This window comes from Clostridium sp. C8, assembly GCF_001010885.1.
Taxonomy (GTDB): domain Bacteria; phylum Bacillota; class Clostridia; order Clostridiales; family Clostridiaceae; genus Clostridium; species Clostridium sartagoforme.
In genome coordinates, this window is record NZ_LBMX01000109.1 from 1 (window position 1) to 13421 (window position 13421).

Sequence of the window (13421 nt, forward strand, 5' to 3'; positions counted from 1 at the left end):
AGAATTTTTTGATTATTTTTTATTTAAAGGTGTTTTTAACTTTTAATACTATTGCATCTGCTTTTTTTATAATTTCAGATACACCCATTCTTATCACTTTTTTACCTTTAAATCTCTCTTCGCCTTTAATAGAAATATCATTTGTTAAAATTACACATACTGCATCCTCTATATCTTTTGATTTTAACTTATTTTCTACTCCAGCTCCCCCTTGGGTTTCAATTAACACCTCAACTCCATGATTTTGCCCTGCTAATATCAGTGCCTCTGCTGCCATATAAGTATGCGCAACTCCTGAAGGACATGATGTAACTCCTACTATTTTCATATCTGATCTCTCCTTATCCTTACATTTCTTCAAACTCTAAATCAAAATCTTCTTCACTTATTTTACTTTCATTATCTGTATTTACTTTCTTAAGTAAATTAACCATAACTGCTGTTACTATAGATCCTCCAAGTACACCTATGATATAACCTACTTTTCCTTCAACAACTGGTAGCACTATAAGTCCTCCCCATGGAGCATGATTTAAAACTCCAAGTAAGAATGGAATTATATTTCCTACTGCTGCACCAACCATAATTGATGGAATAACACGAAGTGGATCATTTGCTGCAAATGGTATTGCTCCTTCTGTAATTCCTACACAACCCATTAATAAAGCACCTTTTCCTGCTTCTCTTTCTTCAACATTGTATTTCTTAGGAGCTAATAATGTAGCTATTCCCATTCCTATTGGAGGAGTACATATAGCAACTCCAACACCACCCATTAAATATGGTAGAGTATCTACTTGTGTTTGTGCAAATAATGTAGCTACCTTATTTATTGGACCACCCATATCAAATGCAGTCATACCTCCTAAGATAGTTGCTAGAGGAACCTTACCAACATCTCCTAATCCACCTAACCAACTTGTAAGATTTTCCATTATAGATGCCATTGGAGTTCCTATTATCCAAACTATAATTCCACCAGTAATTAATGTACCAAACAATGGATATAAAAATATAGAACCTAATGATTTTAATGATGTAGGTAATTTAATTTTCTTTAATTGCTTTACCACCATACCAGCAATAAAACCTGCAACCATACCTCCTAAGAAACCAGCTCCTACTTCTTTAGCTAAATAAGCTCCAAGCATACCAGGTGCCAATCCTGGTTTATCAGCTATTGAATATGCAATATATCCACCTAATACTGGTATAAATAATGTTAAGCCTGCTAATCCTATTTGTGCTAATCCTGCTAACCATCCTTCTGTAGGTGTAGATGGAATATCATTTAACATTACTGATAATGAAAATAAAACTCCCCCTGCAACTACAAATGGTATCATATGAGATGTTCCAGTTAGTACATGTTTTTTTAGTTGTAGTAAACTTTTTTTCAAATCCATATTATTCACCTAATCCTTCCTTTAACATATTAAATATATTGTCTTCATTACTTGTTAGTAATTCCTCTATAAACTCTTTGTGCATTAATTGTCTGGCTAATCTTGAAATTATTTTTATATGAGTATTATCTTTATCATTACCCGGAACTGCTATTAAAATAATTATATTAGCCAATTCTTGCGTTTCAGCATTCCATAGAACTTTTTCTTTTAATCTTCCAAAACATACAGCTGGTCTTAAAACGTTTTCTGTTTTACCATGTGGTAAGCCAATATCATTTCCTATTGAAGTTGGAGATAATCCTTCTCTTGCCAAAACATCTGCATAAAATTTATCAGTATCCGTAATAACACCTTGTTCTTTTAATTTTCTTACTAAAATTAATATTGCTTCATTTTTTTCTTTTACATCTATATCGAACACGATACATTCTCTTTTTATAATAGACTCCATTTATTAAACTACCTCCAATTCAGATTTAAATAGTATTTCTTTAATTTCAATTAATGAGTTCGCGTTTTCTAATTTTTCAATTAAATTTGTATTTTTAATCATTTTCATTAAGACTATTACAGCTGGAATATGTTCTTTTTTATCCTTGCTTGCTAAGCAAAAAATTATCTTAACTTTTTTATCACCAAATTCTATAGGTTCCTTACTAACTATTAAACTCATGCAACTACAGTTAACCCCATCACCTCCTTTGCCATGTAATAGTGCAAAATACTCATCTGTAACTGAGTAAAATCCTACAGTTTCCATAGTATTTATAATATCTTTTTCATATCGCTTATCTATGAACTTTTGTCTTTCAAGTAACTTTGTTCCTTCTTTTACAATTTCTTTCCATGCTTTTTTTTCTTCAATCATTTCTATACAATCACTAATTAATAGATCACTAAGCTTATTAATTTTTGATGGCATCAATACACTTTGATATCCAAATTCCTTTTTAATTACTTCAAGTACTTTAATTCTATCTTTATCATTTAAGAAACTTAGCTTTTCATTAATGGAGTAATAGTTAGCTAGTATCTTTTTTCTTTGTATTCCAATTCTATCAAGATTGATATAATCTTGCTCCGACAATAAAGGATTAACAACTACATATTCTTTTTTGTTTAATATATTTAATTTTGTTGTAGATATTATGCAATCAAATTTCTCCCAATTATCGTATGTAGCTAATTTATATACTGGAATTGTATCTATTATATTTATTTGATATTCATTTAATAGTGTTTCCTTTAATATTGTTGTTGTCCCATACCCATGTCCACAAACTAATAATATTTTCTTATTTAAAGATTTTGTTAATCTCTTGATGCTTGCAATGAAATGTATTGTTAAATATGTTATTTCATCATAATTCTTAATGTCTTTTAGCCTGTCTATTTGCTTAATAACTCTTGTTACTGCTTCAAATACTTGCATATCTTTTTCGGAAAGAATAGAAAATACTTCATCACAAATATTTATTCTGCTACTAACTCTCTTAATTAAAGGAACTATATGATTTATTAGTCCATCAACTAGTATAGTATCTTTATTAAAATCAATATCCATCTCATTTGACATAGATGCAATTAGATTTGAAACAATAGTCTCTATGTAAATTAGATCCATATCTTCATCTAATCCAGCATCTTTATTTATATAATTTAATAATCTTATTAATACTTTTTGCTTTCTGTTATCTATTTTCATATTTATAATTTTTTCTAACTTTTCTATGAATTCATTATAGCCGTCACAACTATAGCTACTGATAGTTAACTCTAATGGATTTTCTTTTTCTTTTAATATAAACCAAATAACAACAAATATATTTGATACATACCATTTATATGAATCATCTGTTAGAATACAATTCATATTTTCAAGTAATTCATCAATCCATTTTATTACATCTTTTAAGGATACACTTGCAAAGGCCTTTTTTATAATTTTAACTGCATAATCTTCAAAAGCATTTAAATTTGATTCATCTTCTTTTAATAAATGTACATATTTTTTAAATTCATTATTCATTAAAGATACTCTATTATTTTTAAGTCCATCCAAAAAGAAATGATCTGTGTAACTAATTTTTATAGTTTTCTCACTTAGCTTATCTTCAAGAAAACTCATATCATTCTTAATAGTTGATCTAGAAACTTGAAAATCAAAACTTAACTTATTAATCTTAAGGCTCGTATTATCTATTAATAAAATTAGTAAGATTAAAGAGGCTCTTTCCTCTTGAGAGTATATAAAATCGTTTTCTTTAGTCAATGTAGATATATCAATATCTTTAGGAAATATTATTATGCCTTTAGATTGTTTCTCTATTAATGGCATTTTATTTAATTTCAATAAGTCATTAATCCTATCTACATCATATCTTATGTGTCGTTCCTTAATGTCTAATTCAATTGATACTTCCTTGTAAGTACTCACATTATTAATTTGTAAATACTCAATTAATTTTAGCATTCGTCCACTTAACACTTTTTTTCCTCCCTTATTACTCCCTCTTACAATATCAATGATACATAAGATACATGTTTAATATAAGCTAGAAGTTTTGTAACTTTTTTTTCATATTTTATAGTAGTTAGTAATTGTAATTATTTTTACATTAATTATACAATGTTTGCTACCAGTTATTACTACTCATCCGAATAAATTGCAAAAAAATAAGAGAGTTATATTTTTTCTCTCTTATTTTTATTCCATTCTAGCAGCACTAAATGCAATTATTGATGCAATAAAAGCAAATAATGCAGCCCAATAAGCGCTTCTTGCTATTGCTATTCTATTTTGTTGTCCCCTTGATATGGCATTTTGTAATGCTCTATCAGCAATATCTAAGAATACTCCTGAAGTATAAACACTCATGGTAGTTGTAATTGACAAAATGTTGCTTGTATCAATAAAATTTTCACTTTCTTTTGTATTATATAATGTATCTCTTACTGTTGCTCTAGAACTATATAAAAGATATAAGTTTAGTAAATCTGTTAGTAATCCAACCTTAGAAGCATCAATTGACTGCTCTATTGTATTTAATCTAGACAATAACTCTTCCGGAGTTTCTGTACTTTCTTCACTTCCTGATATAAATCCAAGGTCTTCTTCAAAATCTATTTCAACACTATTTTCATCAGTATATTCTTCAATATTGTTTGTCTTTTCATTTCGCAAATTTTCTTCTTTTATATTTCTTTCAACCTTCAAATTTATACCTCTAGTGACTAATTGCTTATATTATAAAATATACACTTACATTATATTAGATACATTTAATTAATATTCATTTTATATATTTAAATCATTTAAAATAAATCGCTCAATAGCTTTAGCTACTCCACTATTATTATTATCTTCAGTTATATAGTTTGCTAGAGATTTTACATCTTCCATTCCATTTTGCATAGCAATTGAAATTCCTGATATTTTTAACATTTCTATATCATTACCTCCATCACCTATACACATAACTTCTTTAATATCTATTTTTAAATCTTTTGCTAGTTCTTCTACAGCTTTCCCTTTAGATACTCCCTTACTATTTATCTCACAATAGTGATGCTCTGCACTAGATATTTCAAATTCATTTGTTTCTTCTAATAATTGCCTAACCTTTTTCACTTCATTTAAATCATCTTTATTTATACAAATTGCTTTAACTATCTTATGTTTTTTATCATATTTCAAATTTTCAAAAGGATAGTTCTCTACTATATTCACTTTGTATCTATCTTCTAAGCCATTATTTATTGCTTTATAACTATATGTATTAGGAATACTTTTTTCAGATATTATTTCATTTTCTGTGTTTAAATATATATCTACATTATAATCTTTAGTTAAATTCTTTAATCTTAGAATTTCTTCATAACTTAGAGTCCTAAAACTTAAGACCTCATCTTCCTTAAGGATTATTCCTCCGTTAGATGCAATTACTTTGATCTTATTACCTAATGTTTCTTTTATATGATCTACAAATTTATAAATTCTTCCTGTTGCTATACATATATTAATTCCAAGGCTGCTTGCTTTTCTTATAGTTTCTATATTTTCTTTAGTTATTGTTTTTTCATCTGTTAAAAGTGTTCCATCTAAATCTATGCAAACTAATTTATATTTTGGTTCCTTCATTCTTCTCTCTCCCTAATTCTATGTAAATAAATAATCTGTATGAACCAATAGATTCATACAGATTATTATTTTTATTTTACCATTCTGCTATAGTACCATCGTAGTTTTTCCAGCTTGGATTAGTCCAATATAGTCCTTCTGCAGAAACTTTTTCAACTAATTCTTCATCTATTTCTATGCCTAAACCTGGCTTAGTTGGTATATCTAAGAATCCATCTTTGTATTGGAATATTTCTTTATTTTTAACGAAGTCAAGTAAATCAAATCCTTTATTATAATGAATTCCTAAGCTTTGTTCTTGAATAAATACATTTGGTGTACAAACATCTAATTGTAATGTAGCTGCTAATGCTATTGGACCATATGGTGCATGAGGTGCAACTGCAATATCAAATGCTTCAGCCATTGCTGCAATTTTTCTAGTTTCTAATATTCCACCACAAAGTGCTATATCTGGTTGTATTATATCAATAGCTCCATCTTTGATAAGATTTTTAAATTGCCATCTAGTATATAATCTTTCCCCTGTTGCAAGAGGTGTAGAAACATGATTAGCAACTTCTCTAAAAGCTTCTTCATTCTCTGGAAGAACAACTTCTTCTAAGAACATTAGCTTATATGGCTCTAACTCTTTTGCCAATACCTTAGCCATTGGTTTATGAACACGCCCATGGAAGTCTACTCCAATACTTAAATCAAATCCAACTGCATCTCTTATTGCTTTTACTCTATCAACAACTTCTTGAACTTTTGTAAATGAATCGATATAGTGAAGTTCTTCTGTAGCGTTCATCTTTATTGCTTTAAATCCTCTATCTCTTCTATCGATAGCTTCCTTTACAACATCAGATGGTCTATCTCCGCCGATCCATGAATAAACCATTATTCTATCTCTAGCAGCACCCCCTAGTAATTCATATATAGGAACATTTAATGCTTTTCCCTTTATATCCCATAGAGCCATTTCTATTCCTGAAACGATAGTTCCATTAATAGGACCCCCTCTAAAGAATGATCTATGAAGTTCTTGCCAAATTCTTTCTATTTCAAAAGGATTTCTTCCTATTATTCTTTTTCCTAGTTCGTAAGCTCCTGCTACTACTGTATCTGTTTTAGTTCCAGATATCATTTCACCCCAACCTTCAATTCCTTCGTCAGTTGAAATTTTTATAAATATCCATCTTGGTTTTACAGTATACACTTTAATACCTGTTATTTTCATTACAAAGTCTCCTTCTACTAATAAATTTTATTTAAGCGCTTTGCTCTATACTGCCGTTATCTTCTGAACTTTTTTTAGCATCTTTCTTTGGTTTAATAACATCCATGTAGTACCATACTATTACAAATACTACTAATAATACTGGTATAGATATTACTGGAGCCACTGTAAATGCTATAAATACTAAGAAACTTTGAGTTAAACTTGTTGCTGCAAATGATGATATTAATGCTCCTGCTGCTAAACTTAAATCTATTCCAACGCTTCCAGCTAAATTTGTTAATATTGGTGCTGTAACAGTTCCTGCTAATAATATTGCTGCTGTTGTACATAATCCAATTACAATATTTTTAAACAAGTTACCTCTAGTTAATGCAACTACCATTGCAACTCTGAATGGTACAACTGCTAAATCTGCGAAAGGTAACATTCTGTTTCCTGGAAGTACTACTGCTAATAATATTGTTAATGGAATTACTATTAATGAAGTAGTTATAACATCAGGGTTACCTGAAACAACAGCTGCATCTAGTCCTATGAATAAATCTCTTCCTTTAAATCTCTTCTTAGCAAATTTCTTTGCACCTTCAGATATTGGCATTAAACCTTCCATAAATAATGATGTCATCTTTGGTATAAGAACTAAAACTGCTGACATGTTTACAGCAACATTAGCTATTTGAGTAAAATCATATCCTGCTAAGAATCCTATAATTCCACCTAGAATTAATCCCATTATTATTGGTTCTCCAAAGAATCCTAAATACTTTTTAGCATCCTTTAATGAGAAGTTTATCTTATTTACTCCTGGTATTTTATCTAATATCCAGTTAAGAGGTACTGCAACTAATAATGATGATAATGCTGAAACTGTAGGTAATGATACTCCTGGTAAACCAAAGTACTCTTCAACCATAGGTGCTGACCAATCTGATAATTTGAATGTTATAATTGCCATTACTATACTTGCACCAACACCTAAGAATATGTTACCTGTTACGAAATATGTCATAACTCCAACTATAGCCATATGGTGATAATTCCATATATCAACATCTAGAGTATTCGTTTTCTTTAAAATTAACATTATTATATTAACAGCTAAAATTGCAAATATTAAAATTGGTATAATTGGTGATGCCCATGTTACTGCTGCTATTGTTCCCCAGCCTACATCTAGTACATCTAAGCTAAATCCCCATCTTTCAACCATAGCTTTTGCTGCTGGTCCAAGACTTCCTGATAAAAGATTAATTACAAGTTTGATACCTGCAAATCCAATACCAACAGTTAAACCTGATCTAAATGCTTTCGCTGGTTTAACTCCAAAAACAATACCTACTAGTAATATTATTATTGGTAAAAGTACTGTTGGACCTGCGTTTAATAGTGTCTGGAATACATTATAAATAATTTCCATAGTTAATCCTCCTCATTTTAAAGCTATTTTATTTATTTTTTAGCATAATTCACTATTTCTTCTAATGTTTCTTCTTCTCCGATACCTGTTAATAAAGACATTGCTGATACTACTGGTATTTTTGCATTATCTCCACCATATTTTCCTGTTGTTACTAATATATCGAAATCCTCTACTTTACTATCTATTTCTAATAGTTTACATTGAGTAACTGATACTGCTACCCCATTTTCTTCACAAACTTCTCTAATCTTTGTTGCTACCACTGTTGATGTTGCTATTCCATTTCCACAAGCTACTAATATTCTTTTCATTTTTCATTCCTCCATTTTAATTAAGTTTTGTGTAGTTGTATTTAAATTTATTTTTTACTTTTTAATCTAAATATTTTTTTATTACTTCTAATACTGATTCATCGGATTTAGCTTCTATAATTTTCTTTAAATCCTCTGTATTTTGAATTAAACTTATAATTTTTTGAAGCATTTCTATATGACCATGTGGTTCATTTAATGCTAACATAATAACAATTTGTACATCCAATGTTATGCTTGGATCATCCATTGCTTGAAAATTCACAGGATTATTAAGTACTCCCATTGCTATTGCTGATTCATTTACTAAAGTATGATCGCAATGTGGTATAGCTATTTTTATAGCAGCTGGTAATCCTGTTGGATATTCTACTTCTCGCTTTAATATAGCTTCCTTATATCCTTCTTTAGCAAAACCTTCTGCTTTTAGATTATCTGCTAAGAAACCTAAAATTTCACTGCTATTACTAAAATTTAAATCTCTATAAATTAAAGTACTGTGACTCATATCTTTTCCTCCTACTGTATCTCTTTCTCTAATTGCTTTAATGTATTTACCAATGCTTTTATGTTTTTTGAGTCTACATCCTCTTTATTAAAAAGACTTGATCCAATTCCTAAATAGTCAGCTCCATTTTGCAAATATTCTTTAGCATTTTGTGCTGAAACTCCACCAACGGCCATAACCTTTATATTTCCTAAAGGAGCTTTTATATCTTTTATATAGTTACTTCCACAAGATCTTGCCGGAAATATTTTCACTATATCTGCTCCATTTTCATAACACCACCATACTTCAGTTGGAGACATCGCCCCTATTACTGATTTAACATTATGTCTTTTACATTCATCAATAACTTCTTTTGAAACAACTATTGGCGTTAAAATAAATTTTGCTCCTGCTTTTATAGCATTTTTAGCATCATCTATATTTTTTACTGTTCCCGCACCTACACTAACTCTATCTCCATATTCTTTAGAGATTTTTTCTATAGTTTCAAGGGCACCTTCTGTATTTAATGTAATTTCTACTGCTCTAATACTTGACTGAACTAAAGCCTCCATAACGGTTTTTGTTTGTTCATAGCTGTAACCTCTTAAGATAACAGTCACTTTAGAAAAATCTTTCATCTTTTTCCCCCCTTTGGTTTTTGTCTTGCCATATATCAAAGCAATTCCTGTGCCAAGTTTTTATGGCTGATTTTGTATTTATGTTTTTATAGTAAAATCTCTAATATTTCATCCTTGTTAGTACTAGATTTTATCTTGTCTAATACATCTTGCTCCATGATTATTTTATATAATTGTTCAAAATATTTTTTAGAATCATCTTTTAATGCTATAAGGAAAATTAGATCTACTTCATAATTAGCACTCCATGTTATCTTTTTGTCTAGTTTTGTAATTAATATGGTTGGTTTTGTAACAAACTCTGAATCTCCATGTGGAATTGCTATTCCACCTTTTAAATATGTATCTCCAAGCATTTCTCTTTTAAATACACTTAATAAGAACTCTTCTTTTACATACCCGCCATTAATAAGTTTTTTAACCATATCATCTAATGCCTCGTCCTTATACCTATATTCTTCATTAACAAAAACAACATCCTTATTAATAATTTCAGATAATTTGTTTTCTTCTTTCTCTGAAATTATATTATTAAGCTTTTTAACTCCTGACCCCTTCATCAATTCTTCTAATGATATAAATGGAATATTTCTAAATTCAGGATTTATTGTACCTACTATTGCTTCAATTTTTTTATTTTTTCCTATTTTAGATAAAGCTATATTTATATCTTCATCCATAAATCCTATTGATATTATTTCAATATCCTTTCTTTCTGAATGTATTTTATTTTTTACATATTCCTTTATCTTTAAAGCAGATCCTCTTCCTGTTATACATAATGTAATTATTACTCTTGATAAATTGTTATCTTCTGTATTATATTGACTAATTCCATATCCTTTAGAATCATTTTCTAAATCATGTACTATTTCTTCTAAAGATTGATCGGTCAAAGCTGATTTTCTTACCGCTTCTAAAACCATTAATGTGTCTACTCTACCCATTACTCTAGTCTCAATACCTGTTCTTGCCGTAATTATATCTCCAAAGGTAACTAAAGATCCCATATCTACTAAGATTATACATCCCTTTCCTTGATTACTTTCTTTAACTACTTTTATAGCTTTATCAAGCATGATATCTGGAGAATCCCTAAAATCCATATCTAATCCTACTGCATGTTCAACTCCTAGAAACTTATTTGCAACCTCTGCCATCGCCGATGCAACTCTTCCATGAGTCATTACTATAACAGCCACTTTACCTTCTTCACTTTTCGATTCTCTTCTATAGTTTTTTAAATACATCGTAATAAATCCAATTTCGTCTTCAGGTATATCTATATCTAATCTTTCCTTTACTATTTGACACATTTTCCTAGCTACATTAAATTCTATATCATATTTTTTCTTTATAATTTCAATCTTTGGATTTATTATTTCTTTACCGTTACGTATTCTTTCATAAGTAGAATTTAAATGAACTGCTAAAGGATATATTATATCTGCTTGCAACCCAGGGAGCTCTTTCTTTGCAAGTTTCACCATAGTCTTTACAGTTTCAAGACTTTTAACACCTACTAGATTCATTAATTCATCAGTATTAACAACTGTATAATTAATAGCCTTTGCTCCTCTAATAAGTTCAAGCTCAACTTGTTGGCTTAATATCTTCGATGTTTCTTCATCACTATATCCAATAAATTTAAGTTCCGATTGTCTTTTCTCTATAAATTTATATATGTTTGTATTTTTATTACTTTCGATTTTTTCCTCTCTAGCACCCTTTATTCCTTTTTCAGATATATAAATATCTTCCACTACAAACTTTTCTATATCTGAATTATTAATTTTAACTCTTCTACTTTGTTCTTTTATATAATCAGGTAAATGTCTTTCATTTATGTAAAGTCTCTTATCATGTTTTATTTTATGTTCTAAAAAACTTATTGCACAAGCAACTTGAATATCACTTTTTAATTGCCCAATATTGCCTTGACATTCATATTTCATAAGTTCCTCTATTACTTTTTTAGATACTAACATATCTTTTTTAATCCTATAGCTTTCTTCGAAAAATGCTTGATTAATTAATTCAAACCTTTCTTCAAATGGTCTATCTTTAATTGCTGGAATTTCAATAACCATAGGTATTCTTCTTCTAAATGTTAATAAAAGAGAACTTTCCACATTTTCAGTAGTAGCAGCAATTATCATTACATTACTTCTTCTTATTGTTTCGCTCTCACCCAATCTTCTAAATGTTCCTCTATCTAATATGCTGAATAATATTTCTTGTCCTTCAGAAGGTAATCGGTGAATTTCATCTAAAAATAAGATTCCTCCATCACAAGCTTCAACTATACCTATCTTATTATCTGTAGCTCCTGTGTAAGCTCCTTTAACACTACCAAACAATTGCGATAATAAAAGCTGAGGATTGTCCGCATAATCTGCACAGTTAAAAACTATATATTTAGCTTCTTCTGAAAAGTTACTGGTACTCTTTGCAAATTCATACATGGCATCAGCTAAATAACTTTTACCAACTCCAGAAGGTCCTAAAATTAGAACATGCAATCCATGAGGTGGATAGCTAACTGCAGCCTTTGCTTGTTCAATTTGCAACTTAAGACTTCCATCATATCCTACTACTTTTTTAAAGAAATTATTTTCTTCTATGTTATTTTTCATCTCCTCTTCAGAAACTTTATTTATTTTATTATTTGGTATTTCATTAAACTGCTTTTTATCTAAATTAGATAATATTTCTTTCTTTATGTTTGCTGCTGCATATCTTTCTATTTTATATCCTTTTTCTTTTAATGCTTCTGCTAAGGCTCTATCAGAAATATTTTTATTATTCTTTAAAATATCTATTGCATCATTTTTTATATACTCTAATCTCCTACTTCTTGAATTTCCTATATTATTTTTCTTTCTATACTCAGTTATAACTTCCCTTAGTAAATTTAATTCATTTGCTATTTCCTCATCAGTTAAAGGATTTTTCTTATCTTCTAATTGCAATATATCTTTTATCATTTTTCCTATATCCATATTACTATCCCCCATCTTAATTTAAGAATTATTTAAAACTCTCTATTTATTAATTTTTAAAATACTTGAAACTCTAAGTAACTTTTATAAGAAATACTTGTATAATTAATAGCTTTCACGTGTTTCTTTCGTTATAAAAATAGTGTTTACAATATCAACATTATTAATACAATGTGAAAAGAGAAGTCTAATCTAAAAAGATAAACTCCTCATTTTAACTTTAATTAAATCACTTTTTCAAATGCAACTCTTTTTGCTTTATCTTCTAGATAAATAACTCCACAATATTTAAAATCATTTTTATTTAATAGTTTTTGCATTACTAAGTTTTCTTCGTGTGTATCTATTTTTATACTTTTTATACCTTTATCTTTACAAATTTTTTCTATACTTTTTATTATTTCTGTTCCTGTTCCTTTTATATTATATCTTCTAGATGTCGCTATTCTATGAATAACAGCATATTCATTATTAGATATCCATTTTCCATCATAAATTAAATCGTATGTTTTTTCTTTATCAAAAGCTAGCGCAACAGTACCTATAATTTTATTATTATCTTCTAATACATAACTATGTTTATTTTCTATATCCCTTAGTATGACTTCCTCATTAGGATATCCCTGCTGCCACTGATCAATTTTACTTTCCCTTAAGAATTCCTTAGCTTCGTTTATTATTTCTATTATGTACTTTAAATCATCTTTTCTTGACTTTCTTAACTCCATTTTTTTATCCTTTCTAAAAATACATATATTATAACTTATATACAAAATTTATTA

Annotated in this window: 13 protein-coding genes; all 13 read right to left on the reverse strand. The window is 28.7% G+C overall.

What is annotated here, in order from left to right:
• Positions 1–19: 19 nt before the first annotated feature.
• Entirely contained in the window at positions 20–328 is a 309-nt protein-coding gene (locus tag AAT22_RS17620; RefSeq protein ID WP_016208362.1) for a PTS fructose-like transporter subunit IIB, read from the reverse strand.
• A gap of 19 nt (positions 329–347) precedes the next feature.
• Positions 348–1400, reverse strand: a complete 1053-nt coding sequence (locus AAT22_RS17625) for a PTS fructose transporter subunit EIIC (RefSeq protein WP_047002284.1) — start codon at positions 1398–1400, stop codon at positions 348–350.
• A gap of 7 nt (positions 1401–1407) precedes the next feature.
• On the reverse strand, positions 1408–1860 hold the full coding sequence (locus AAT22_RS17630; protein WP_047002210.1) for a fructose PTS transporter subunit IIA: 453 nt from the start codon (positions 1858–1860) through the stop codon (positions 1408–1410).
• A gap of 3 nt (positions 1861–1863) precedes the next feature.
• Positions 1864–3897 (reverse strand): PTS sugar transporter subunit IIA, encoded by a 2034-nt coding sequence (locus AAT22_RS17635; protein ID WP_047002211.1) that lies wholly within the window; start codon positions 3895–3897, stop codon positions 1864–1866.
• Positions 3898–4116: 219 nt separating this feature from the next.
• Positions 4117–4626, reverse strand: a complete 510-nt coding sequence (locus AAT22_RS17640) for a hypothetical protein (protein ID WP_047002212.1) — start codon at positions 4624–4626, stop codon at positions 4117–4119.
• Between the two features lie 81 nt (positions 4627–4707).
• Positions 4708–5550 (reverse strand): Cof-type HAD-IIB family hydrolase, encoded by an 843-nt coding sequence (locus AAT22_RS17645; RefSeq protein ID WP_047002213.1) that lies wholly within the window; start codon positions 5548–5550, stop codon positions 4708–4710.
• Between the two features lie 76 nt (positions 5551–5626).
• Positions 5627–6772: a galactonate dehydratase gene (dgoD, locus tag AAT22_RS17650; RefSeq protein ID WP_047002214.1), complete on the reverse strand. Its 1146-nt coding sequence runs from the start codon at positions 6770–6772 to the stop codon at positions 5627–5629.
• 31 nt (positions 6773–6803) lie between these two features.
• Positions 6804–8192 carry a PTS transporter subunit IIC gene (locus tag AAT22_RS17655; protein ID WP_047002215.1) on the reverse strand — a complete coding sequence of 463 codons (1389 nt, stop codon included), beginning with the start codon at positions 8190–8192 and terminating at the stop codon, positions 6804–6806.
• Between the two features lie 32 nt (positions 8193–8224).
• Positions 8225–8506: a PTS sugar transporter subunit IIB gene (locus AAT22_RS17660; RefSeq protein WP_047002216.1), complete on the reverse strand. Its 282-nt coding sequence runs from the start codon at positions 8504–8506 to the stop codon at positions 8225–8227.
• Positions 8507–8567: 61 nt separating this feature from the next.
• A complete protein-coding gene (locus AAT22_RS17665; RefSeq protein WP_047002217.1) occupies positions 8568–9014 on the reverse strand; it encodes a PTS sugar transporter subunit IIA in 447 nt (148 codons plus the stop codon).
• A gap of 11 nt (positions 9015–9025) precedes the next feature.
• A complete protein-coding gene (locus AAT22_RS17670; protein WP_047002218.1) occupies positions 9026–9637 on the reverse strand; it encodes a bifunctional 4-hydroxy-2-oxoglutarate aldolase/2-dehydro-3-deoxy-phosphogluconate aldolase in 612 nt (203 codons plus the stop codon).
• Positions 9638–9723: 86 nt separating this feature from the next.
• The gene (locus AAT22_RS17675) at positions 9724–12639 is read right to left on the reverse strand and encodes a sigma 54-interacting transcriptional regulator (RefSeq protein ID WP_047002219.1); all 2916 of its coding nucleotides are present in this window, start codon (positions 12637–12639) and stop codon (positions 9724–9726) included.
• A gap of 224 nt (positions 12640–12863) precedes the next feature.
• Entirely contained in the window at positions 12864–13367 is a 504-nt protein-coding gene (locus tag AAT22_RS17680; protein ID WP_047002220.1) for a GNAT family N-acetyltransferase, read from the reverse strand.
• Positions 13368–13421 lie beyond the last annotated feature (54 nt).